General features: G+C 46.4%; 21 protein-coding genes, 1 other RNA gene and 1 pseudogene. 22 read left to right on the forward strand and 1 reads right to left on the reverse strand.

Annotation, left to right across the window (positions count from 1 at the left end; genetic code table 11):
* Window positions 1–51 precede the first annotated feature (51 nt).
* From araD to ICV39_RS06595, 10 genes are all read left to right on the forward strand, one after another.
* Complete coding sequence (gene araD / locus ICV39_RS06550) at window positions 52–1,791, forward strand: L-arabinonate dehydratase (protein WP_215389339.1); 1,740 nt, start codon at window positions 52–54, stop codon at window positions 1,789–1,791.
* Window positions 1,792–2,008: 217 nt separating this feature from the next.
* Entirely contained in the window at window positions 2,009–3,160 is a 1,152-nt protein-coding gene (locus ICV39_RS06555) for a branched-chain amino acid ABC transporter substrate-binding protein (RefSeq protein ID WP_215389340.1), read from the forward strand.
* Window positions 3,161–3,200: 40 nt separating this feature from the next.
* Window positions 3,201–4,133, forward strand: coding sequence for a branched-chain amino acid ABC transporter permease (locus ICV39_RS06560; protein ID WP_256437345.1), 933 nt, complete (start codon window positions 3,201–3,203; stop codon window positions 4,131–4,133).
* A gap of 2 nt (window positions 4,134–4,135) precedes the next feature.
* Entirely contained in the window at window positions 4,136–5,278 is a 1,143-nt protein-coding gene (locus tag ICV39_RS06565; protein WP_215389341.1) for a branched-chain amino acid ABC transporter permease, read from the forward strand.
* The gene (locus ICV39_RS06570; protein WP_215389342.1) at window positions 5,275–6,072 is read left to right on the forward strand and encodes an ABC transporter ATP-binding protein; all 798 of its coding nucleotides are present in this window, start codon (window positions 5,275–5,277) and stop codon (window positions 6,070–6,072) included. Before ICV39_RS06565 ends, ICV39_RS06570 begins: the two co-directional genes overlap by 4 nt.
* 2 nt (window positions 6,073–6,074) lie before the next feature.
* Window positions 6,075–6,782: an ABC transporter ATP-binding protein gene (locus ICV39_RS06575; protein ID WP_215389343.1), complete on the forward strand. Its 708-nt coding sequence runs from the start codon at window positions 6,075–6,077 to the stop codon at window positions 6,780–6,782.
* Between the two features lie 52 nt (window positions 6,783–6,834).
* A complete protein-coding gene (locus ICV39_RS06580; RefSeq protein WP_215389344.1) occupies window positions 6,835–7,989 on the forward strand; it encodes a M20 family metallopeptidase in 1,155 nt (384 codons plus the stop codon).
* Window positions 7,986–9,281: an amidase gene (locus ICV39_RS06585; protein WP_215389345.1), complete on the forward strand. Its 1,296-nt coding sequence runs from the start codon at window positions 7,986–7,988 to the stop codon at window positions 9,279–9,281. Before ICV39_RS06580 ends, ICV39_RS06585 begins: the two co-directional genes overlap by 4 nt.
* A 308-nt stretch (window positions 9,282–9,589) precedes the next feature.
* On the forward strand, window positions 9,590–9,868 hold the full coding sequence (locus tag ICV39_RS06590) for a type II toxin-antitoxin system RelE/ParE family toxin (RefSeq protein ID WP_215389346.1): 279 nt from the start codon (window positions 9,590–9,592) through the stop codon (window positions 9,866–9,868).
* An 11-nt stretch (window positions 9,869–9,879) separates the two neighbouring features.
* On the forward strand, window positions 9,880–10,185 hold the full coding sequence (locus ICV39_RS06595) for a HigA family addiction module antitoxin (protein WP_215389347.1): 306 nt from the start codon (window positions 9,880–9,882) through the stop codon (window positions 10,183–10,185).
* 50 nt (window positions 10,186–10,235) lie between these two features.
* Here the strand turns inward: ICV39_RS06595 and ffs are convergent.
* An RNA gene (gene ffs, locus ICV39_RS06600) (signal recognition particle sRNA small type) lies at window positions 10,236–10,334 on the reverse strand.
* 32 nt (window positions 10,335–10,366) lie between these two features.
* On the opposite strand from ffs, the gene dnaX reads away from it, so the two are divergent.
* The 12 genes and pseudogenes from dnaX (at window position 10,367) to rlmD (ending at window position 25,314) form a co-directional block, all read left to right on the forward strand.
* Entirely contained in the window at window positions 10,367–12,022 is a 1,656-nt protein-coding gene (gene dnaX, locus ICV39_RS06605; protein WP_215389348.1) for a DNA polymerase III subunit gamma/tau, read from the forward strand.
* A 55-nt stretch (window positions 12,023–12,077) separates the two neighbouring features.
* Complete coding sequence (locus ICV39_RS06610) at window positions 12,078–12,401, forward strand: YbaB/EbfC family nucleoid-associated protein (protein ID WP_215359808.1); 324 nt, start codon at window positions 12,078–12,080, stop codon at window positions 12,399–12,401.
* Window positions 12,402–12,443: 42 nt separating this feature from the next.
* The gene (recR, locus tag ICV39_RS06615) at window positions 12,444–13,058 is read left to right on the forward strand and encodes a recombination mediator RecR (RefSeq protein ID WP_215389349.1); all 615 of its coding nucleotides are present in this window, start codon (window positions 12,444–12,446) and stop codon (window positions 13,056–13,058) included.
* 217 nt (window positions 13,059–13,275) lie between these two features.
* Window positions 13,276–14,694, forward strand: coding sequence for a carbohydrate porin (locus tag ICV39_RS06620; RefSeq protein ID WP_215389350.1), 1,419 nt, complete (start codon window positions 13,276–13,278; stop codon window positions 14,692–14,694).
* 206 nt (window positions 14,695–14,900) lie between these two features.
* A complete protein-coding gene (locus ICV39_RS06625; protein WP_215389351.1) occupies window positions 14,901–16,445 on the forward strand; it encodes a TolC family protein in 1,545 nt (514 codons plus the stop codon).
* Window positions 16,446–16,448: 3 nt separating this feature from the next.
* Window positions 16,449–17,714, forward strand: coding sequence for an efflux RND transporter periplasmic adaptor subunit (locus ICV39_RS06630; protein WP_251372645.1), 1,266 nt, complete (start codon window positions 16,449–16,451; stop codon window positions 17,712–17,714).
* Window positions 17,715–20,792 (forward strand): efflux RND transporter permease subunit, encoded by a 3,078-nt coding sequence (locus ICV39_RS06635; protein WP_215389353.1) that lies wholly within the window; start codon window positions 17,715–17,717, stop codon window positions 20,790–20,792.
* 2 nt (window positions 20,793–20,794) lie between these two features.
* Window positions 20,795–21,586 (forward strand): 5'/3'-nucleotidase SurE, encoded by a 792-nt coding sequence (gene surE / locus ICV39_RS06640; RefSeq protein ID WP_215389354.1) that lies wholly within the window; start codon window positions 20,795–20,797, stop codon window positions 21,584–21,586.
* A gap of 29 nt (window positions 21,587–21,615) precedes the next feature.
* Window positions 21,616–22,239, forward strand: a pseudogene (locus tag ICV39_RS06645) (protein-L-isoaspartate(D-aspartate) O-methyltransferase); the annotation flags it as partial.
* A gap of 8 nt (window positions 22,240–22,247) precedes the next feature.
* Window positions 22,248–23,045 (forward strand): peptidoglycan DD-metalloendopeptidase family protein, encoded by a 798-nt coding sequence (locus ICV39_RS06650; protein ID WP_371816575.1) that lies wholly within the window; start codon window positions 22,248–22,250, stop codon window positions 23,043–23,045.
* 30 nt (window positions 23,046–23,075) lie between these two features.
* Window positions 23,076–23,897, forward strand: a complete 822-nt coding sequence (locus ICV39_RS06655) for a 3'-5' exonuclease (RefSeq protein ID WP_215389357.1) — start codon at window positions 23,076–23,078, stop codon at window positions 23,895–23,897.
* Window positions 23,890–25,314, forward strand: coding sequence for a 23S rRNA (uracil(1939)-C(5))-methyltransferase RlmD (rlmD, locus tag ICV39_RS06660; RefSeq protein ID WP_215389358.1), 1,425 nt, complete (start codon window positions 23,890–23,892; stop codon window positions 25,312–25,314). Before ICV39_RS06655 ends, rlmD begins: the two co-directional genes overlap by 8 nt.
* Window positions 25,315–25,395 lie beyond the last annotated feature (81 nt).

Consider the following 25,395-nt stretch of genomic DNA (forward strand, 5'->3'; position numbering starts at 1 on the left):
AGCATTAATATAGGCTTTTACATTTATTTTCATATTGATTCATAGGCGCCTATGTCCAAAAAGACCAAAGAATCCTTGCGTAGTGCTCGCTGGTTTGCACCAGATGATTTGCGTTCCTTTGGACATCGTTCTAGAGCCATGCAAATGGGTTATGGGCCAGAGGATTGGGCAGGTAAACCCGTTATTGCCATTATTAATACTTGGTCTGATATCAATCCTTGTCATACACACTTCAAGCAACGAGTAGAAGATGTGAAGCGTGGCATATTACAAGCTGGTGGATTTCCGTTGGAGTTGCCTGCCATTTCATTAGCAGAGCAATACGTTAAGCCAACCACCATGCTCTATCGCAATATGCTCGCGATGGAAACAGAAGAATTGATTCGTTCGCATCCAGTCGACGGAGCGGTTCTCATGGGTGGCTGTGATAAGACTACGCCCGGTTTGGTAATGGGCGCTTTATCTGCAGGTCTACCATTTGTCTATTTACCCGCTGGTCCAATGCTACGCGGGAACTGGAAAGGCAAAGTCTTAGGTTCAGGTTCAGATGCATGGAAGTATTGGGATGAGCGCCGTGCAGGCAATATCTCTGAAGCGCAGTGGTTGGAAGTGGAGGGCGGTATTGCCCGTAGCCATGGCACCTGTATGACGATGGGCACTGCCGCCACCATGATGGGCATTACTGAGGCGTTAGGACTAACTTTGCCAGGCGCATCGAGTATTCCAGCAGCAGATGCGAGTCACCCGCGTATGGCTGCTGCTTGCGGTAGAAGAATTGTTGAAATGGTGTGGGAAGACCTCACACCTGCAAGGGTGCTTAGTAAAGCCAATTTCTTAAACGCAATTAATGCAGCGATGGCGATGGGTTGCAGTACCAATGCCATCATTCATTTGATTGCCATGTCTCGTCGTGCAGGTGCAGAATGCACAGTGACCTTAAATGATTTTGACCAGGCCAGCAGAAAAGTTCCAGTGATTGCCAACATTCGGCCAAGTGGCGATCAATATCTGATGGAAGACTTTTATTACGCAGGCGGAATGCCAGCGCTTTTAAAACAAATGGGCGGTCATCTGAACCTAAGTGCAATGACCATCACTAGCAAAACCATTGGCGAGAATATAAAAGATGCGCAGGTGCATAACGATGATGTCATTCGACCATTAGATAAAGCCATTTACCAAGAGGGTGCGCTAGCAGTCCTGAAGGGAAATATCGCACCAGGTGGTGCAGTGATTAAGCCTAGTGCGTGTGCTGAGAGGTTCCTCAAACACACTGGCCCAGCTCTCGTATTTGATAGCTACCCAGAAATGAAAAAAGCCGTCGAGGATGAAAACCTCGATGTCACAGAGGATCACATCCTGGTTCTCAGAAACGCGGGCCCGAAAGGCGGTCCTGGTATGCCAGAGTGGGGCATGCTGCCCATTCCGGTGAAGTTAGTAAAGCAGGGTGTGCGTGACATGCTGCGCTTATCTGATGCCCGCATGAGTGGTACTAGTTATGGCGCTTGCATCTTGCATACATCACCAGAGTCTTATATTGGTGGCCCCTTAGCTTTAGTGAAAACGGGTGACCTGATTACTGTAGATGTACCAAACAGAAAAATACATCTAGAGATTAGTGATGAAGAGCTAGCCCAGAGAAAAGCAAAGTGGGTAGCACCAGAGCCCAAATATGAAAGAGGTTATGGGTGGATGTTTAGTCGTCACATTTTGCAAGCAGAAGATGGATGCGACTTTGATTTCCTAGAAACCAGTTTTGGTAAACCGGTACCTGAGCCGGATATTTTCTAAAAAACTAAGACTTAAACCCAGTTTCTTGGCTAATTACTCAATTAATCGGTTCTGTGGACTCACCAAATTGGGTAATGGGTGATTTATATGAGTGCGTACAGCACAGATTTACGCTTGTCCGTACTACTTTGTGATTTTTATACCCTGTATATTTAAATCTCAGAGCTTTGCTACACTAAGAAAAAAGCAGTACTACCTATAAATAAGGAGATCAAGCATGAAATCACGTATTTCTACGTTGTTTGCAGCCCTAGTTATCAGTATTTCAGGGAATGTATCTGCTAAAGATACAGTCAAAATTGCCTATATTGGACCCCTGACAGGGGGAGTTTCTGCGAACGGTATTGGTGGCCGAAACTCAGCAGATTTGGCAGTTCGATTAAAGAACCAGGACCCAAATGCAAAGTACAAGTACGAACTAGTTGCGGCTGATGATGAATGCAAACCGAACGTAGGTGTACAAGTTGCAACCAAGATCGCTTCAGATAGTTCAATTATTGCTGGCGTTACTCACTACTGTTCTGCAGTGGCAATGAGTACGGTCGACGTTTATCACAAGTTTGGCTTGCCGGTCATGGTTTGGGGCGCTGTTTTGCCTGAAATTACTTACGCCAACAACTACAAAGAAGTACATCGTGTTAATGGCACCATGATTAACCAAAACGAAGTTGCAGCAAAGTTTCTTACAGGGCTTGGTTACAAGAAGTGGGTCATCATTCATGACACTACCGACTACGGTAAAGGTCACAATAAATATTTTTCTCAATATCTCACCAAAAATGGTGGACAGATTTTGGGAACCTTTGGCGTTACTGCAGATCAGCAGGATTTCACAGCGGAGTTGACCAAAGTAAAAGAGTTAAAGCCTGAGGTAGTCTATTTCGGAGGTTTAACTCCTATCGGTATTCGCATTCGTACACAGATGGATCGTCTGGGTATTAAGGCTGTATTTGAAGGCACCTCTGGAATTAAGTCTGATGCCTACATTGAGGGCTTGGGCAAACTCTCTGAAGGTTCGCTCTCATTTATTGAGGGCGCTCCATGGGAGAAATTGCCAGGTGGTCTTGGATTTATCGCTAAATACAATCAACAAAAATATCCTGATGCTCCAGAGGCATACGGACCATTTGCTTACACTGCAGCAACTCTGATTATTGATGCGATCGAAAAGGCTGGACCAGATCGCAAGAAAGTAATGGCAGTGTTAAACAACACTCAAAATGTGGAAACTATTATTGGCAAGGTAAGCTTTGACGATCATCGTCAAAATATCGTTCCATTGATTTCCAAATACGTTGCGCAAGACGGTAAATGGGTTGTTTGGGAAGATAGTTTGTATGCCAAAGGACAGCGTAAGCTAGGCCAATAATTCTTCATAGATTTTCAAGCTAAGAGGAAAGTGTTCTAGCGTGTCATTTGATATTTTTTTGCAGTATCTTCTTAATGGGTTGATGCTGGGCGTCATTTACGCAATTGTGGCGGTCGGCTTCACCCTGTACTTTGGTGTTCTGGACGTTATTAAGTTCTCGCACGGCGATATCTTGATGGTGGGGGCCTTTGCTGGCCTCACCACTTATATTGGCATTGCTGGAACTTTTGACTCTCCATGGCTACAACTGCTTGTGTTGGTGTTAGTGAGCCTTTCGATAGCAGCATTTCTTGGTGCAATCATTGCGCGCTATTTGATTCTGCCTCTCCAAAAAGCACCCCCAATTAATACATTGCTAGTTACTTTGATGTTGGGCTTGGCTTTGCGTGAGTTGGTTCGCTTGTTTTATCCAAATGGATCCAATCCAAAACCATTCCCAAGACTCCTTCCGAGCGATGGAATTGCTATTGGAGAATTCATATTGCGCTCGGATAGTTTGATTCTTCTAGCTACCGGTGTGATTACGATTGTTGCTGTGCAGAGGCTGATTACCAAAAGCAAGATCGGATTAGCGATTCGTGCAGTTGCGCAAGATAGTGAAACTGCACGCATTATGGGCATCAATTTTCGACAAATTGTGCTGATCACTTTTATGTTGGGATCTGCATTGGCTGCGCTAGCAGGTTTGATGAATGGCTTGTATTACAACGAAGTCAATTTCAGTATGGGCTTGCTTTTAGGGGTGATTGGATTCTCTGCTGCGGTTGTTGGTGGCTTGGGTAATTTCTATGGAGCGATTGTTGGTGGCTTCTTATTTGCCGCTCTTCAAACGGTTGGGGCAGTATTGCTACCGGCAATACTGCCTAGCGTTCCCAGCGCATACAAAGATGTATTCGCATTTGCGGCGATCATCATCATTATGGGATTAAAGCCAACCGGTTTGATCTCAGAAAAATCCAGTGAGCGGGTGTAAGTATGAAATTGTTGATCTCTACTTTCATTGTTTGCTTGATCTATTGTATCTTGTTGCTCGGTGCTGAAAATCAACTGGAAGTCGGTGCATTAGTTGCGATTGCTTTTGTCGCGAGTTTAGTTGGCAAGAAAACTGGGTTCATGGATCGTCTGGCTCTTGCAGTCAGTCAGCATCCAAGCTTTCCAGCAACTGCGTCAGTGATCGGTGTCCTGGTCATGATGATCGTGTTTCATAACTCCCACTTTGCTTTGTTGATGCTGGCAACGGTATTGATTTACTCCATTGTTTGCTTGGGACTTAATATTCAATTTGGCTACGTAGGTATTGTTAACTTTGCGGGTGCCGCATTCTTTGGTATTGGAAGCTATACCGCCGCAGTTTTAGCTACTCATACCGAAGTACCGCACTTATTAGTACTATTCATTGCGGCAACAATCTCGGCCTTAATTGGTTCCATCCTGATTTATCCAGTTCTGAGAACGCGTGGTCACTATGCTGCGCTAGTAACGATTGCTTTTGGTATTTTGTTCCGCAACTTCTTAGAGGTAAACGACACCCTGGGTGGTCCGCAAGGCTTAAAAATTCCACCGCTAACCATTTTTGGCTGGAATCTTTCTGATGGGCTTGAGGTGGTCGGTATTGAGTTGTCCTTCTATATTCCTTATTTAGTGATTGCCTTAGTTCTGCTGATTGCAACCTTCCGTATTACTCGCAATTTAGAGCGCTCATGGATTGGTTTAAGTATGGATATGGTTCGTACGGATGAGATTGCCGCTTCTACTTTTGGGGTCAATATCGCCCATTGGAAAATTGTTGCATTTACTTTGGGTAACTTTGTCGCGGGCTTGGCTGGTGCGCTCTACGGCATGATGACGGCCTATGTGGCGCCAAACAACTTCACTTTTGCTGATTCTTTGATCCTGGTTTCAATTGTGATTCTTGGTGGCATTGGGAACCCATGGGGAATTATTCCTGCAGCCGCGATTGTGGTGATTCTTCCGGAGAAATTGCAGTTTATTCAGGAGTATCGCTTTCTGCTATACGCAATCGTAGTAATTTTGATTTTGCTATTCCGTCCCGATGGTTTATTACCAAGGCGTGTTCGCCAGTATTTTCCTTCTGGTAAAGCGGGAGAAAAAGAATGAGCCAGCAATCTTTGAATTCCAAGACTAAATTGCTAGAAGCACAAGATCTCACCATGCGTTTTGGTGGCGTTACAGCGCTGGACTCCTTGAATTTACATGTGAATGAAGGTGAGGTTCTAGGTCTTTTAGGCCCTAATGGATCTGGTAAGACAACATTTTTTAATGTCATCACTGGCTTGTATCGCGCTAGTTCCGGACGCGTGCATTTTCGCGGTCATGATTTGACTGATGCAAGTGCGCAGCAGGTTTATCTGAATGCCATTACTAGAACATTCCAACGCTCACGCTTGTCCTTGCCATTAACGGTATTTGATAATATTGCCATTGGTGATAATCGTCGCCTTAATACGGGTTTGCTCTTTAACTTACTCTCTCGCAAGGCGTTTAAGGCTGAGTATGAAAGGGTGGTCGAGCAGGTAGAAAGCTTATTAAAGACCTTCAACCCTAAATTGGCTCCCAAAATATTTGAGCCTGTTGCCAGTTTGCCGATGATTGATCGACGTCGTATTGAAATTTGCCGAGCCTTAATCAGCGAGCCTGATCTCTTGTTATTGGATGAGCCATCCGCAGGTATGACGCATGACGAAACTGCGGAAGTAATGAATGATATTTTGCAGGTGCGAAGCAAAATCAAGCCCTTTACGATTATTTTGATCGAGCACGAGATGGGCTTAATTCAGCGTATGACTGAGCGTTGTATCGTCCTGAATTACGGTAAAAAGATTGCCGAAGGCACTTATGATGAAATCGTGAGCAACCGTGAAGTTCAGGTTGCCTATTTGGGGCAGGAATAATTATGGCCTTATTAGAAATCGACCATATCTATACAGCCTATGATCGGATTGATGTTTTAGAAGACGTATCGATTCAAGTTGAGCGTGGACAAATCACTTGCATCTTAGGTGCTAATGGCGCCGGCAAGTCCACTCTCATTCGATCTATCCTGGGTTTAACTCCAGCTAATCGCGGCAAGATTACTTTTAATGGTGCGGACATCACGCATTTAGCGACTCACCGCATTATTGGTCAAGGTATTGCTTGTGTGCCGGAAGGGCGTCGTGTTTTTCCTCGAATGACAGTTGATGAAAATTTATCAGCAGGTGCATATCTAGTCGGCGATCAAAAGGTCATACAGGAACGTCGCGAGCGGGTAAAGACTTTATTTCCGCGTCTGGCTGAACGCTCTAATCAATTAGCGGGAACTATGTCTGGCGGTGAGCAAGCCATGTTGGCAATTGGCCGTAGCTTAATGAGCTCTCCCGAACTTCTCATTTTTGATGAGCCTTCTTTGGGTCTTTCCCCTTTATTTGTGAAAGAGAACTTCAAGATCATCAAAGAAATCAATCAAATGGGGACGACAGTCTTACTGGTTGAGCAAAATGTCCGTCAAACCTTAGCGATTTCGCATCGCGGCTACGTGATTGCGAAAGGGCAGGTTGTGGCACAGGGTAGCGCCACTGAGCTTGCTGAAAATTCAGAGGTACAAGCTGCCTATTTTGGGTGAGCTTATTCAACTAAGTTTCCTCAACTAAGTATCCTCAACGTAATTTGCTCGAATGCACATGATGACTATTCCCGATCCAATCGCACTAACCCAAGAGCTCATTCGATTTAACACAGTCAATCCTCCTGGTAATGAAGACCAGATTTGTAATTTTCTAGCGAGTATTTTGGAGCCGGCTGGTTTTGAGTGTCGCAAGATTGAGTTTGCGCCACGACGGATGAGTCTAGTTGCCAAAATTGGCGCTTGTACTCCTGCAACTCCAAGCATCTGTTTCACGGGTCATGTAGACGTAGTTCCATTAGGAGCTCGGTCTTGGAAGCATGAACCATTTGCTGGTGTAATTGAGGATGGCAAATTATTCGGTCGTGGCTCTAGCGATATGAAGAGCGGCGTTGCTGCTTTTATTGTTGCTGCCATGAAAACCGCGCAAACTCCTAAAGCAGGTGGTGGCGTCAGCATGATTATTACTGCGGGAGAAGAGACGGGTTGTGAAGGGGCGTTTCATCTTGCGGCGAGTGATGAGATTCTCAAATTTTTAGGCCCTGCTGGCTGTTTTGTTGTTGCAGAGCCCACCGCCAATGAGCCACTGCTGGGTCACAAGGGCGCTTATTGGCTCAAAGCTTCTACTGAGGGTGTTACTGCTCATGGATCGATGCCAGAGCGTGGTGACAATGCATTCTATAAATTGGCAAAAGCGGCGATCACTCTTGAGCAATTTACTTTTGATACCCCGGCGCATCCCATGATGGGGCAAGGTACGTTGAATGTGGGTACTGCTAGAGCGGGTTTAAATATCAACTCTGTGCCTGATGCTGCCGAAATGACTTTAGATATTCGTACGGTGGCGGGGCAAAGTCACAAACATATATACGGCTGTCTATGTAAAGCTCTAGGCCCGGTTGTGAAACTAGAAACCATCATTGACATTGAAGGCGTATACACACCTGCAAACGACCCTTGGATGGCCAAAGTATTTGACCGTTGTGAGCAAGTCAACGGTGTTAGACCAACTGAAAAAACAGTTTCTTACTTTACCGACGCTTCTGCACTAAAGCCCGCTATTGGTAATCCTCCAACAGTCATTCTGGGGCCTGGACAGCCAGAGATGGCGCATCAAACCGATGAATTTTGCTACGTAGACAAAATTACCGATGCCACCCAAATTTTTGAAGACCTGATTACCGATTGGCAGCAATCCAGAAAATGAAGAATAGTCACCAAGCTTTAGGTTTAATCGCGGCAGCCAAACAAATTGACGCGCATCAACTTGATCCAAAGGACTTACTGAAGAATGCATTTGAGTTGGCCAATCAATTGGAGCCAAACTTAAAGGCTTTTGTTTCTAGGCATTCCTTAGAAGATCTCATTAAGTCGATTGCACCAGGCCCTTTATCGGGCATCCCAATTGGTATCAAAGACATTATTAACACTCAAGATTTGCCAACCACCAATGGTTCGCCAATCTATACCAATCATCGTCCATCGCAAGATGCGCCAATCGTCCTGAAGATCAGGGCTTTAGGCGGAATTGTTTTTGGTAAGACAGTAACTACTCAATTTGCCTGGAAAACTCCAGGCCCAACGGTCAATCCCCACAATTCCGCTCATACCCCTGGCGGTTCATCTAGTGGATCTGCGGCAGCAGTCGCTGCTGGTGTTGTCCCGCTGGCCTTGGGTACACAGACAGTTGGCTCGGTTGTCAGACCTGCTGCATTTTGTGGGGTCGTGGGATTTAAGCCAAGTTTTGGTGCCATCTCCAAAGAAGGCGCTCATCCACTTTCATATGCATTGGATCACATTGGGTTCTTTACTCGATCGGTAGAAGATGTCGCATATGCCTATCAATTGCTCAAAGAGGGCAGTGTTTATCGGGGTACCAAAACAAAGGTAAGCGACGTAGCGCAATTGAGTATCAACCATATACCTAAGATTGCATTGCTCAAAACACCGTTTGATCACTTAATGAGTGCTGAGCAAGAGCAGACGATCCAAACGGCGATCAAAAAATTACAACAAGCAGGTGCAAGTGTAGAGACATTAGAGTTACCTAGCCAATACTGGGATGGCGTGAATCAAATGCCCACGATTATGGCTTATGAGGCCGCGCAGATACACTACGAGCATCTACGAAATCATTCAGGACTTCTTTGCGAAAACATCAAAGAGCTTGCTGCCAAAGGGGCGGATTACTCTCGGGCTGAATATGAAGCTGCATTAAGCCAGCAGGCACAGTTACGCAAATCAGTCAGCGAGATATTTAAAGAGTTTGATGGGCTCTTACTAGCGCCGGCAACGGGCGAGGCCCCTAGAGATCTAACATGGACAGGCGACCCATCGTTCTGTGCTCTTGGTAGCTACTTAGGTATTCCAGCGATTAATCTTCCAGCAGGTAAATCAGCCAATGGATTACCGCTCGGAATTCAGTTGATGGGCAATTACCAGGATGATGAGGCCTTACTCAAACTGGCTAAGTTTGCTGAGCAAGCTTTACTAGATTGAATAAGACCTAGCAATATTCCTCTCTTTCCTACATTCATTTCATCCATCACCTCTATTGATTTCCTATTGAAATCGCTACGCTGAATCTTTCTATATAGAGGAGGGTTCGGTTTGCAAGTATCTGTCGAGTGCACCCATAAGACATTGCGTCTTTTCAAGATTCAGTTAGACGTACGAACCGTCGTCGTTTTGCTCATCATTTGGATGATTTGGGGCATCTTCAGAGTTTTGAGGATCTTCTAGGCCCATGTCTTCTAGCCATCAATAATATTCTGTTTGACAGAATCTATTTCATAGAATAATATTTCATGATCCATTCATTCTCATGCAGAGAAACTGAGGCGCTATTCAACAGCAAGGTTTCTCAAAGATTCCGAAGTATTGAGAGGGTGGCAAGACGAAAGCTGTTGCAGTTACATGCGACTACAGATTTATTGGACTTAAGAATTCCACCTGGTAATCATTTGGAATTATTAAAAGGTGATCGCATGGGCTGGTACAGCATTCGTATTAATCAGCAGTGGCGCATCTGCTTTATGTGGAAAGAAGATGGTGCCTTTAGTGTTGCAATAGTGGATTACCACTGATGGGGGTTGTGATGACTAAATTGTTAGAAGAAATTCATCCGGGTGAAATCTTGCTAGAAGATTTTATGAAACCCATGAAAATTACCGCAAGACAAATTGCAGCTGATATTGACGTTCCTCCAAGTCGCATTAGCGAAATTGTTAACGGTACTCGACCTATTACTGCGGATACTGCAATTCGATTGGGATTGTTTTTTAGGATTGATCCCAAGTTTTGGCTAAATCTCCAAATGGAGTACGACATGCGAGTCGCCAAGCGAACATTGCAAAAAAAGATTGCTCCAAGAATTCGGGTTTTTCAACCTACTGCTTCCTAGGGAAGCCCAGTAATTAATCTCTACGTGTAACCGCGGGTGAGGGGGTGAAGGTGGATGAGCCAAACCCCCGGCACTGGCAGAAATTGGGTTTGGCTGCTTCGTTCCCGACCTGACCAGGTTATCCAACCCACCATGCGGGGAGGCCCATCCAATTCCATTTTAGCTTGTTAGAATGTAAGATATGACAGCACTGGCATTAGCCCGTTCGTGGCGCCCCAAAACATTCTCTGAGCTTATTGGACAAGACCATGTGGTTAAGGCCTTAACCCATGCTTTGGATCAGGGTCGCTTACACCATGCATGGCTATTTACCGGTACCCGTGGAGTAGGTAAGACCACGATTTCTCGAATCATGGCAAAAGCACTTAATTGCACTGGTGCCGATGGTTCCGGAAAGATGACCTCTGAGCCTTGCGGAAAATGCCCCGCCTGTATGGAAATCGATGCGGGTCGCTTTGTGGATTACATCGAGATGGACGCCGCCAGTAATCGTGGTGTTGATGACATTGCTTCTTTATTAGAGAAAGCGGCATACGCACCAAGTAATGGTCGCTATAAGGTTTACATGATTGACGAGGTGCACATGCTCACCAATCATGCTTTCAATGCCATGCTCAAAACATTGGAAGAGCCGCCAGAGCACGTCAAATTTATTCTGGCAACTACTGACCCCCAAAAGATTCCGGTCACTATTTTGTCTCGTTGCTTGCAGTTCAACCTCAAGCAAATGCCCGTACCCCTCATCGTTGAGCACCTAGAAATGGTGCTTGCCGCTGAAAAAGTCGCCTATGAAGTCAATGCCTTGCGCGTATTGGCTAAAGCAGCCCAAGGCTCGATGCGTGATGCGCTCTCATTAACTGACCAAGCGATTGCTTACGCTGCCGGTAAGGTGACTGAAGAGTCTGTACGCGGCATGCTTGGCACATTAGATGATGCTTATCTCATTCGTATTCTCGATTGCTTAATTGCTAAAGATGGTGCAAGTCTTCTAGCAGTCGCTAATGAAATGGGTGAGCGCAGCATGTCTTTCTCACTCGCATTACAAGACTTATCTAGTTTGTTGCAAAAGATTGCAGCAGCACAAGTCGTGCCAGAGTCTGTATTGGATGATTGGCCTGAAGCCGAAGCGATTCGTCGCTTGGCAGGACAGCTCACTAAAGAAGAGGCACAACTCTTTTATCAGATCACTATTACGAGCCGTCCTGATTTATCGCTTGCACCTGATGAGCAAACTGGCTTTGCGATGACCTTATTGCGCATGCTCGCGTTTCGCCCTGGAAACTCGGGAAGCGCAGGAACTGTAGGAAGCTCGGCACCATCAGCGCCACCAGTAAATACTGCGCGTCCAGCATCAACAACATCTGCTGCACCAAAGTCAGCGGCGCCAGCAAACCGTGCTGCCCCTGCAGCTAAAGTTTCTGCCCCAGTCGCTCCAGCAAACACTGGCCCAGTAGATCGTCCTGATTGGCATGGCTTGATGCGTCAATTGCCTGTGCGTGGTTTAGTACAGCAGTTGGCATTTCAGACGGAGTTGCAAGATTGGAATGATTCACCAAACGGCATTAAAGCGGTGGTTGTGACGCAAATGCCCCAGCTTGCCTCTGATGCATCAATTGCGCGTTTGGCTGATGCCCTAACTGCGCACTTTGGTAAGACTGTCAAAGTCATCATTGAAAAGGGTGAAGTAGAAGGTAAGACCGTCGCTAAGGTTGATGCACAGATTCATCAAGAGAAAAGATTAAATGCAGAACAAATGATTGCAGCCGATCCATTTATTCAGCAATTAGAAAAAGAGTTTGGCGCCAAGGTGGTTGGCGGCTCAGTTAAGCCGCTATAAGACTCCTCTGAGACAATCTCTTAAATTCACACATAAGCAATAAGGAAAAGAAGTCATGATGAAAGGTGGACTTGCTGGCTTGATGAAACAAGCTCAGCAGATGCAAGAGAAGATGAAAACTGCGCAAGCTGAACTCGCTGCGTTGGAAGTGACTGGCCAAGCTGCTGGTGGTTTGGTAAAAGTGACTGTCTCTGGCAAGTATGAGCTCAAGCGCGTACAAATCGATCCAGGTGCAATGGATGATAGAGAGATGTTGGAAGACCTCATCGTGACGGCATATACCGAAGCATTTAAGCAAGTTGAAGCCGCAAGTGCGCAAATGATGTCTGGCGCAACAGCGGGTATGCCAATGCCTCCTGGCTTTAAGTTGCCTTTCTAAATCATTAGTAACTCTTACTTTCTCATTTAGTCATTTAAGTTCATGGCGCGTCACGAAGCACCTACTGATGCACTCGGTCGATTGATCGAAGCATTAAGAGTACTGCCTGGAGTAGGGCCTAAGTCTGCGCAGCGCATGGCCTTCTATTTATTGCAGCATGACCGCAATGGCGCTGCTGTGTTAGCAGAGTCCTTAGGCGAAGCAGTTGAAACCGTAGGTCATTGCACCCGTTGCAATACTTTTTCTGAAACACCCATTTGCACCACTTGCTCCGATGGTCGTCGTGACCCGTCTTTGCTGTGTATTGTTGAGACACCTGCTGACCAAGTAATGATTGAGCAAACCTTGAGTTTCAAAGGTAATTACTTTGTACTCATGGGTCGGATTTCACCGCTCGATGGCATGGGCCCGAATGAAATTCATTTTGACCGCTTACTAGCTCGTATTGAAAATCCAGATACGGGTGTACCTATTCGGGAAGTAGTACTCGCTACCAACTTTACGAGTGAGGGCGAGGCTACTGCTCATTACATTGGTGAAGTGCTTAAAACCAAGGGCATCAAAGTTACCCGCATTGCTCGTGGTATTCCAGTGGGCGGTGAGCTTGAGTATGTGGATGCAGGCACGCTTGCTAGAGCCTTGATGGATCGCCGCTGATTTCATTGGGTTGTAGCGTGGTATCAAGGGCACACTAATTGACCCAATGACTTCAAATTGTCATTTCCTCGACATAAATACTAGGTAAATTGCTCCGTTTTGGGGATAATTTGGGCTGCGCCACCGTTGGGCTTCAATTCCAGTCGGTGACTTGCTTGAATTTCCATCAATCTGTTGCCTCTCTAGTTTGCTGGGCAACCCAATCTGAAAACTGTGAATGACTCGCAAATTTTTGCTCATTCTCCTGCTAAGTGTATTGAGTGCTTTTGCGCATGCGCAAAGGGCAGGGTCAGGTGCCGACCAGATTGCCAGTTTTGCTAATGATTTAGATTGGTTGCCAACCGAAGGTGAGTTCTTAGGTTTACCTGTGAACGTGCATGGTCAAACTACATACATTAATCAGCGCTATAACAACTTCAATTCTCAATATCAGGGACAGAATAGCTTATCGTCACTCAAGTCGATGAGCTACACCTGGTCTGGCACATTATTTTTTGGCGCACGCTTAGCGCAAGACACGGATATTTATTTCAATCCCGAAGTGGTTTCTGGCGTGCCGTTTTCTGGGTTAACTGGTTTTGGCGGTTTTACCAACGGTGAAGCAACTCGCGCGCAAGGTGCGCAAGCCCATTTTTATTCTGCAAGAGCATTCTTGCGTCAAACAATTAATCAAGAAGGTGGTAAGGTTGAATTAGCAAACGATGCTAATCAGATTGCCCAGACGGTAAGCAGCAATCGTTTTGTCATTACTGCTGGTCAATTTTCTACATTAGATATTTTTGACGATAGTCGTTACGCAAAAGACCCTCGTGTGCAGTTCATGAACTGGGGCAATATGACCTACTTGGCGTATGACTATGCTGCCGATGCCCGCGGCTACAGCTGGGGCTTGGCGGGTGAATGGTACCGTGATAACTGGGTGTTTAGAGCATCGCGAATGCTAACTCCAAAGATTCCAAATCAACTCAATCTCAATTGGCAAATTTTTAACGCTTATGGCGACCAAATTGAAGTAGAGCGTCAACATACTATCGGTGATTTACCTGGTAAGGTCAGTGTGCTGGGTTATCGCAATCGCATGCTGATGGCGCGTTACTCTGATGCTACCAATTACCTACTTGCTAATCCAGATTCCAGAGGTACGCAGGCTTTATTTAACGTGCGCAATAATTTTCAATACAAAACGGGTATTGGTGTGAATGCAGAGCAAGCGTTAACAAAAGATATGGGCATCTATATGAGGGCCTTCACATCTGATGGCCATACCGAAACAATGTCATTTGCAGAAGCAGACCAATCCTTATCAGTTGGTATGGGCATTAATGGTGAGCGATGGGGTAGGGCAAAAGATACGATTGGTGTATCAGCCATGCTCAATGGCATTTCAGTGAATCGCCGCGCTTACTTACAAGCAGGTGGCATTTCTAACTTCGTTGGTGATACGCCGTATCCGTATGTCAGCCCAGCGCAAACGATTAGCTACAAACCTGAGCGGGTGAGTGAGTTCTATTACAACGCCTTGTTAGTGCAAAACGTACTCTTGGGTTTGAACTATCAACACATCATTAATCCTGCCTATAACGCCGCTCGCGGCCCAGTAAATGTGGTCTCGTTTAGGGTTCATGCCGAGTTTTAGGGTCTGAATAGCCGATTGGCAGGGTATATAAATGATTATTCTCTTTAGAATCAATAGGATAGGAAATGCTAATTATTCGACATTTGCGTTTTCTACCCTATAATCCTTAGAACCCCCTAATTTGGGCGCTCTTTTTGGGCAAAACCGCATTAGGGGCTATAAAAACAGCATTTTTGAATTTGACAGATAAATAGGGACAGCTGCCTTTGTTGATATTCGGCACACGCAAAATTAGCGCATTCAAATATCAGGAAATTGCCTTCCTAGCGCTAGCGCCCCTACTATTTTCTGCAGCCTTTTCTTTTTCTTTAATTGCTTCTGCGCAAACTGGTGATACACCACCAGCAAGTGTGACGGTTCAATCCGGTGATGCTTTATCAGCACCGCCATCGATTGGTGCGCAACTCAGTGCGCAAAACGCACCAGTAGAAAAGTCATCGAAGGCCTCTGAATTATTTACACCAGTGACTAAAGCAAATACGCCGAAGAACTTTGTGAAGAGCGCTCCATCGGGTCCTGTTGAAATGGATCTGCGTCAACTTTGGAATGAGCTCAAGCTCAATAACCCACAGTTAGCATCTCTGCGCGAGTCTTACTTATCTGCTAAAGCAACTGTTCCACAAATCGCTGCACCAGCAAATCCTCAAGTTGGATTAGTGTGGTCAGGTATGCCGGTCAATTCTCCATTTGCATTGGGGGGTGCGAACGCGCCAACACCGCAAAACCCACAAGGCATTAGCAGTAATAACTCGATTTCTGTTGCGCAGCCCTTCCAGTTTCCTGGCAAGAAGAGTTTGGCTGCTGATATTGCTGATACCAATGCAGAGTCCTTATTAGCCCAGTCTGAATCTACTTACTTGCAGTTGGGTGCGCAGCTCTCGACCTTGTACTACAACACCTTAGCAACCCAAAAGCAATTGCAGGTTCTCAAAGAATCTGTAGTGCGCCTAGAGATGATTAAGAACGTAGCTAAGGCGCGCTATGCCAATAACGCAGCAGCTTATGTTGAGTATCTCAATGCACAAGTCGCACAGAGCGCAGCAGAAGCAGATCAATTTAATTTAGAACGTCAGCTTGAAGTGGGTATTAAGAACATCAACACTTTGATTGGTCGTCACTCCAGAGAAAAATTGATTCTTAAAGGCGATGGTCGTCGTGCGCTAGCACCAGTGCCCACCCTATTGGAGTTAGAAGATTACGCCGAATCAAGTCATCCCAGTCTTAAGAGCTCTGCGCTGCAACTGGATGCCGCGCGCAAAGGTGTCACATTGGCAAAGAAAGCTTACTTGCCAGACTTTCAGGTGATTGGTTCTTCATACACGCCACGCGGCCCATTCTCTGCAAACAATGGCGCCTTGTTTTATCAGTTTGAATTAGATCTGATTATTCCGCTGTACTTCTTTACCAAAGAAAAGTATGGTGTCGAGCAAGCCATGCGGAATCAAGCTTCTGCTGAAGCCAGTGAGATTTCGAATCGTCAGCAAGTCGTGTTGGCAGTGAACTCTGCTTATGCTGCTTATCAGCAAGCCAAAACAGCGACTACCTTCTTAAAGGATCGCCAAGTGCCTCAAGCAGATGCTGCTTACAAGGTGGGATTGATTCAGTATTCCAATAATGGTCAGGGCTTTAATGATTTATTGACAGCCCAAACACAGTTACGTAATTTGGAGGTGCAATTGGCCCTAGCCGAAGCAAACCTTCTGCAAGCACAAGCCGCATTGATGGTGACTGCTGGAAAAGAACCTTTTTAAGGAGTGGTTTTGAAGGACAAACTCATTCACCTCTACAAGCGAGCGATTGCAGAAGTGCAAAAGCTTCGGGATAAGCTTTCTGCCCGCATTGCTGCTAATACCAATGAGATTCATCGTTCCTACTGGGCTTTACCTCCAGAGACCCGTGCTCGTTTACGCTTAGTCATTATTTGTACTTCTATTTTGATGCTCGGTATTGTGATTGGTTTGTTCGTGAACGTGAATCGCCCAGTCAAATTAGAAAAGAGTGACAAAGTATTAAAAGTGGAAAGTACTGGCGCTATGGAGCTCAAGCTTCCTGGTGTGGAACTGAACCCGAATATTTATGTGTTCCAAGACGCAACTCTAGTGACAGTGCCAGTTGAATTGAAAGTGCCAGGTCGCTTGGCGTTTAATGCAGAAAAATCTAAAGTGCTCTCCGCTAGAGCGCCAGGCAGAGTAGAGCGCATCTACGCATTTGATGGGGCTGCCGTTGAAGTAGGCTCTCCAGTCATCGAGCTCTATAGCCCAGAATTTATCTCCGCGCAGCAAGAGTATTTGCTCTCATCTAAAACCGCTAAGGTGCTCGAGAGTAATAAAACGATGAGTGATCTCTTGGGCGATGCACAAATTACTCAGCAAGCTGCCGCCAACCGGATGCGTAACTTAGGTGCTGGTGATGGTGATATCAAGGCGTTAGAAAAGAGTGGCAAAACCCAAACTAACCTCATCATGCGCTCACCTTTGCAAGGTGTTGTTGTCAAGCGTGCTGTAGAGCCAGGCTCAATTGTGAACGCCGGTGATGTGCTGGTGACTTTGGCTAATCCAAAAGAGCTGTGGTTCTTGGGCAATATCTTTGAGCAAGATATTCGGAAGATTCAAAAAGGGCAGACCATGATTCTGCGTACTGAGTCTTATCCTGATAAAGAGTTTGTGGCAACGGCTAACTACATTGCACCTACTATCGATCCAGAGACTCATGCATTACTCATTCGTTGCGATGTAGAAAATCCAGATGGTCTATTGCGTCCGGATATGTATGTCAGCGCGCGCCTAAAGACTGCAGAAGCGGAAGCGGTGGTGGTGCCTCAGTCTGCAATTGTCCGGGTGCGCGAGATGCGTTATGCCATCATTAAAATTGGCAAAGACTCCTATAGACGATTTGCTGTTAAAGGCTATGACCTTGATGGCAAACGCTTTGCTGTCACCGAAGGGCTTGAGCCCGGCATGAAGGTGCTTACTGATGGCGCGGTCTTATTAAATGACCGTTTTGCCAAGCAGGAGGAATAATTGAGTTTTGTTACCTCCTTCATTCGGGGAGTCTTAGACAAGCGCGTCGTGATTTTGTTCGCGGCGGCCGTTTTGTTAATACTGGGTGCATTTAGTCTTAAGCAACTGCCGATTCAGCCTTACCCTGGCGTGGCGCCATTAACCATTCAAGCGATTTCGCAATGGCCTGGTAGGAGTACGACTGAAGTTGAGCAACAAGTCACAATCCCGGTTGAGAATGCCTTAGCTGGTATTCCTGGGGTTAAAGCATTTCGCTCGGTATCACTCTTTGGTTTGTCTGTTGTTACCCTGAAATTTAATGACAACGCCGATCCATTTAAAGTTCGTCAAATTTTCATTACCAATTTAGGTAATGTGGCATTCCCACCAGGCGTGAGTTCTAGCGTTAGCCCAGACTCTGATGCAACAGGCGAGATTTTGCGTTACCAGGTGGCATCTGACTACGCATCACCTACACGTTTAAAGACCTTACAAAACTACGAGATCTATAAAGAGCTCAAGCAAACACCAGGTATTGCTGATGTGTCTTCATTTGGCGGTAAGGTGCGTCAATACCAAGTGATTGTGAGTCCAGAGAGCTTGCAATCTAAAGGGGTGACCATTCCGCAGTTAATCGATGCCTTATCTAAAGCCAATGACAATACTGGCGGTGGCATTTTGCCAAGTGGCGAGCAGCAGTTTGTGGTTCGTGGTGTTGGCCTATTGCGCAACATTGATGACATCAAGCAGGTGGTGATTGCCGTAAATAAGGGTGTGCCAGTTCGTATTGGCGATGTGGCAACTGTGGTGATTGGTAATGCGCCTCGCTTAGGCATGTTCCAGTTTGATGATAATCCAGATTCAGTTGAAGGTATTGTGTATCTGCGCCGGGGTGAGAACGCTTCTGAAGTATTGGCTCGTGTTCGTGAAAAGATCGACAACATCAACAACCACATCTTGCCACCGGGTATTCAGGTAAAACCTTTTTACGATCGCCAGGTATTGCTTGATATTACGGTGGGCACCGTAAAGCACACCATGTTTTTTGGTATCACCATGGTCTTGGTATTGCTCTACGTGTTCTTAGGTAATTTGCGAGCAGCAGCTGTGGTGGCAGCAGTCATACCGCTAGCGCTTTGCTTCTCGTTCATCATGATGTACCTCTTTAATGTGCCCGCGAATTTGATTTCTCTGGGCGCAATTGACTTTGGGGTCATCGTAGACGCCGCTGTCATCATTACTGAAAACGTCATGCGTCATATGGAAGAGGGTGGCAAGCGCGTTAATCAAAGCATCATCTTGGCTACCAGTGAAGTGCAACGCGCCATGGTGTATTCAACGAGCATCATCATCGTTGCTTACTCACCACTATTTTTGATGGGCGGCGTTGAGGGCATCATCTTTAAACCTATGGCATTCACCATGGGTTTTGCGCTGATTGCCTCTATCGTACTCAGCTTGACCTTCTTGCCCGCTTCGATGTCCTACGTCTTTGGTCAAAACTTTCATCACGAGCCACCAAAATTTATTACTTGGATATTGCAGCATTACCGTCCTTTATTGCGTAAGTGGATGGATCACCCGCGTCATGTGATTGCAATCTCATTATTTATTTTGGGTGTGACCTTATTAAGCGCGATTCGCTTAGGTACCGCTTTCTTGCCGACCTTGGAAGAGAACAATATCTGGTTACGTGTGGTCTTGCCCAATACAGTGGATTTGAACTACTCGGTTGAAGTGGCTAATCAATTGCGTGAGACCTTCTTAAAACAACCTGAGCTAGAGCGCGTCGCCGTACAGATTGGCCGTCCTGATGATGGCACCGATTCCACCGGGGTATTCAACCAAGAGTACGGCTTGTACCTTAAAGCCCCTGACAAAATGCCAAAGGGCACATCAAAAAATGATTTGATTAAGCATTTGCAGGCGGAGCTCGACAAGATTCCGGGTGTTAAGTACAGCTTCTCGCAATATATCCAAGACAACGTCAATGAGGCTCTATCTGGCGTGAAGGGCGAGAACTCTGTCAAGATTTTTGGTTCAGACTTGGAGGTGCTAGCCCAAAAAGCGCATGAGGTGGTGGAGCAACTCAAAAAAGTTCGCGGCATCGAGGATGAGAACATTCTTAAAGAGCTTGGTCAGCCAACATTGAACATTCGGATTGATCGTGAACAAGCGGCACGCTATGGTGTGAACGTAAGCGACATTCAAACGGTAGTTGCAAACTCTATTGGTGGCGCCCCTGTTACTAACTTCTTGGAAGAGGAGAAGACTTTCGGGGTTGCTGTGCGCTTAAATGAAGCTAGCCGTAACGATATTCCTGATGTGGCGAACCTCTTGATTGATACGCCCAATGGACAAAAGGTTCCATTAAGCATGGTTGCGCAGGTGCAACTGACCGATGGCCCATTCTTTATCTATCGTGAAGCAGGTAAGCGCTACATTGCAGTGATCTTTAGCGTACGTGGTCGAGATCTAGGAAGTGCGGTAGAAGACGCTAAGTATTTAGTGCAAAAGAATGTTGCCTTACCAACGAACTACAACATTGTTTGGGACGGTCAGTTCAATCAGATGAAAGCTGCGCAGCAAAAGTTGATGGTCATCATTCCATTGACGCTAGTGGCTATTTTCTTGCTATTGGTAACCGCGCTAGGGAACTTCCGTGATGCGGTGATAGTCTTAATTAATGTCCCATTCGCTGCGATTGGCGGCATTATCGCTTTGCATCTAGGTGGCGAGACTTTGAGTATTTCTGCTTTGTTTGGCTTCTTATCTTTGTTTGGTATCGCGATTCAGGATGGTGTGATTCTGATTTCTTATATCAATAAGACCGTTGCCGAAGAGCATGCTGCCATGAAAGATGCCATGGTGGATGGTGCGGCATTGCGTGTTCGTCCAGTATTGATGACTGCGATGTTGGCGGGCTTGGGTCTATTACCTGCAGCGCTTTCCCATTCGATTGGTTCGGAAGCGCAACGCCCACTCGCATTGGTAATTGTGGGGGGTATGGTAACCACAACAGTTCTGACTCTCTTAGTGTTGCCAGTTATTTACGCCGCTATGAGAGCGCGCGGTCAGCATAAACCTGGATTGGTATAAGCATGTCAACACAACCCCATATCTTGGTATCTAACGATGATGGCTATTTGGCGCCAGGCTTGCTGGCGCTAGTAAATGCTGTACGTCCTATGGGTCGCATTACTGTGATTGCTCCAGAGCAAAACCATAGCGGCGCTTCTAATTCTCTGACACTCTCAAGACCGCTCTCGATTCATCGCGTTGCCGGTGGAGAGCGTGACGGATTTTTCTTTATCAATGGCACGCCCACAGATTGTGTGCACGTAGCCATGACTGGTTTCTTGGACGAGAAACCTGACCTCGTCATTTCCGGAATCAATCAGGGCGAGAACATGGGTGAAGACGTTCTGTACTCAGGTACAGTCGCGGCCGCTATTGAAGGGGTAATGTTTGGCGTGCCAGGGATTGCTTTTTCCCAAATTGATCGTGGCTGGAATCGGATTGACGATGCCGCTAAGGCGGCGCACGACATCGTGGCGCAAATGCTGGTGTCGAGCTTGAACCAAAATCATACTGATGGCATGGCAGCTTTACTGAATGTCAATATTCCCAATCGTCCATATGAGGACTTGTACCGTTGGCGCGTAACTCGCTTGGGTAACCGCCATCATTCACAACCAGTAGTGGTGCAAGATAGCCCACGTGGTGACAAGATTTATTGGATTGGTGCGGCAGGGCATGTCAAAGATAATTCTGAAGGCACGGATTTTCATGCGATTGATGATGGATGTATTTCAATCACCCCAATGCAATTAGATTTAACGCATCACGCGCGTTTAGCAGCGATGCGTGCAAATGGTTGGGACCGCGGTTGAAGCAGCCAGTAGAGCGATTCGCAGCCTATCGCCAGGCGCTTGCGGCCAAAGTGCATGCTACTGGCGTTAAGCACGGTAAAACACTAGAAGCGATTGCAACGGTTCCACGCCATGCTTTTATGGATCCGGGTTTGCATGCGCAGGCTTACGAAGATACTGCTTTACCCATTGGCCATGAGCAAACGATTTCTAAACCATCAGTAGTGGCGCGCATGATTGAGCTCATGCACAAACCGCGTCATCCCTTAGGTAAAGTATTAGAGATTGGTACAGGTTGTGGCTATCAAGCGGCCGTACTCAGTTTATTGGCTGATGAGGTGTATTCCATTGAACGGATTCGACCTCTACATGATTTAGCTAGAGCGAAGTTGCGCCCATTTCGAATCAATAATCTGCGCCTAATTTATGGCGATGGTATTTTGGGTCTGCCACAAGCAGCACCATTTGACGGAATTATCTTGGCTGCCGCTGGCTTGGGCATCCCTGATGCTTTGCTGGATCAGTTGGCAATTGGCGGTCGCCTAGTGGCCCCTGTTGCCAAGAATGAAAAAGAGCAGCAATTGGTGATGGTAGAAAGAATGAGTTCCCAGCGTTATCAAAGAACCGTTCTGGACGGGGTCTTTTTCGTCCCCTTACAATCAGGGGTAGTATGAGATTGATGATGAGCTCCCACTCCATGACCCATTTATTTAGAGTATTTCTGATTGCAACAGTGTCTGCTTCCCTCGTATTGGTGACAGGATGCTCTACGCCTCGCACCAAGCCTGCTAGCGTAACGGATCGTAGCGGTGGAAATGCCTACGAACCAGCCCCTCCTGGCTATTACCGAGTTAAAAAAGGCGATACCTTAGCGCGGATTGCTTTAGATCATGGTCAGGCGCCACGCGATGTAGCGCAGTGGAATAAAGCAGAAAATCCGAACTTCAATCCGAATGTGATTGAAGTAGGTGATTTAATTTTGATTAAGGCACCAGCAAGCGCAAAAGTAGCTAAGCCGGTAGAGAAAAAAACAGTAACCCCTGTAACGGATAAAGCAGATTCTTCGGCGCCAGTTGAAACCGCTAAACCTGAACCTGCTAAATCAGAGATGGTGGCAGAGCCTGGTATTCGTTTGTCATGGCCAGCCAAAGGTAAAGTGACTGGTGAATTTAACGAAACCAACAAAGGTATTGATATTGCTGGCAAGGTTGGTGAGCCTGTATTGGCCGCAGCCGATGGCAAAGTGGTTTACGCAGGTAATAGCTTGCGTGGCTACGGCAACCTCGTGATCGTTAAACATGACAACACCTATCTCACTGCATATGCACACAATAGCAAGCTCTTGGTTAAAGAGGGTGATAGCGTGCGTAAGGGTCAAAAGATTGCCGAGATGGGCGATACCGATACCAATGCACCAAAACTCCACTTTGAGTTGCGTGTGAATGGCAAGCCGGTAAACCCAACGCCTTATTTGCAGTAATACAGTAGCGCCAAATTTTCATACTCTGTCATGGCTACTGTTCTTGTCTTTGATATTGAAACCATTCCAGATGTAGCGGGTCTGCGTCGGGTCGAGGGCTATCCCGATTCCATGAGTGATGCTGAAGTGGCCGCTAAGGCCATGGCAGAGCGCGCTGAGAAAACCGGTAGTGAGTTTCTTCCTCTATTTTTGCAAAAGGTAGTGGCGATTTCTTGTGTAATTCGCAGAACTACTAAAGAAGGTGTGCCTCAAATTAAGGTGGGCACGCTGGGCACACCAGAAGATGATGAGAAGGTCATTGTTCAAGCCTTCTTTGACTTAATCGAAAAGTACACCCCGCAATTAGTCTCTTGGAATGGAAGCGGTTTTGATTTGCCGGTCTTGCACTACCGCGCATTAGCTAACCACATTCAAGCGTCACGCTATTGGGAGATGGGTGAGAGTCAAGAAGCCGATAGTCGTGACTTTAAGTGGAACAACTACATCAGTCGTTATCACATGCGTCATCTAGACATGATGGATTTGTTGGCTAAATTTAACGGTAGAGCTAATGCACCATTAGATGGTTTGGCAAAGCTATGTGGTTTCCCGGGCAAGATGGGGATGGATGGCAGTCAAGTATGGCCAGCGTATCAAGAAGGCAAGATTAATGACATTCGTCGCTATTGCGAAACAGACGTAGTGAATACCTATTTGATGTACTGTCGCTTCCAATTGTTGCGTGGTGGATTTACTCCAGAAGAATACCAAGAAGAAATCACTTTTGTTAAAGCCTATTTAGAGAAAGAAGCCAAGGAGCCAAACGGCGGACAGTGGCAAGAGTATCTACAAGGCTTCGCACCGGATGCGTAGAGGGGATAAGCCAGTCAATATTGAGGTGACTGAGCCCATTACCGTTACCTCCCTCGATTTAGATGCCCAGGGGATTGCGCGTCTTACCCCAACCGAGCAGGATGACCCAGAATCTAGCGGCAAAGTGATTTTCATTAAAGGCGCTTTACCTACAGAAGTAGTGACCTACACCATTACCAGTGATAAAGCGCGCTTTGCTAAAGCCAAAGTGCGCGATATTCTGAAGCCTGCAGTCTTTAGAGCTCAACCCAAGTGCGCGGCGTTTGGTGTTTGTGGTGGATGCACCATGCAGCACTTAGATATTCGGGCGCAAGTTGCAATGAAGCAGCGCGTGCTCGAAGATGATTTGCGGCACATCGCCAAAGTGACCCCAGAAGAAATTCTGCGTCCTATGGGTGGACCTGCATGGGAGTATCGACATCGCGCACGTCTGAGCGCAGTCAATCGTTCAATTAAAAAGGGCACAGTCTTAATTGGATTTCATGAGGGTAAAAGTGGCTACGTAGCCGATATGCTTGCCTGCGAGATTTTGCCTAAGCATCTCTCTGATCTGCTGCCAGAAATGCGTAAATTAGTAATGGGCTTGTCGATTGTTGATCACATGCCACAAATTGAGATTGCTGTGGGTGAGCCAGAGGAACCCAATTCTGAAGATCCTAGAAAAGCTGCGCCTGTAACGGCTTTGGTATTTCGAAATCTCAAGCCCTTAACTAAAGCGGATGAGGATTTGCTGCGGGCATTCGCTGACATCCACAATATCTGGATTTGGTTGCAACCCAAAGGCATTGAAACCGTTGCGCCGTTTTATCCCGAGACTGGCAAGCTTTGCTACCGTCTGCCTGAATTCGAAATTGAGATGCCGTTCAAACCAGCGGACTTTACACAGGTCAATCACATGATGAATCGTTCGCTAGTCAGTAAGGCGATTCGTTTGTTGGAAGTAAAAGAGAGCGACCGAGTGCTCGATTTATTTTGCGGCATTGGTAATTTCACTTTGCCACTAGCACGCAAAGCACAACAAGTTTTGGGTATTGAAGGTTTAGCCACGCTAACAACACGTGCTAAAGCAAATGCTCAGCACAATGGCTTAGAGGCTAAAGCTAGTTTTATGCAAAGTGATTTGTTTAAAGTAACAACAGACACAATTGCTTCATGGGGTAAAGCCAATCGTTGGTTAATGGACCCACCTAGAGAGGGCGCCATGGAGATCTGCAGAGCACTCGCAGAGCTGCATGTCCAGAAAAGTACTTTGTTACCGCAGCGTATCGTCTATGTCTCTTGCAATCCCAAGACTCTAGCTAGAGATACCGAAATCTTGTGCCACCAAGCAGGCTACACCCTAAAAGGGGCGGGTATCGTGAATATGTTCCCGCATACCTCGCATGTGGAATCAATGGCGGTTTTTGAGCGCCCCTGAGCCTCAAATTTCCGCTTTTGCACCAAATTAGCGCTAAATCAGTCCCCCTAAGGTGCGTAGGCCAAAAAGGTAGTGCGTACA

The sequence above is a fragment of the Polynucleobacter sp. MWH-UH25E genome (genome assembly GCF_018687095.1).
In the GTDB taxonomy this organism is placed as follows: Bacteria; Pseudomonadota; Gammaproteobacteria; order Burkholderiales; family Burkholderiaceae; genus Polynucleobacter.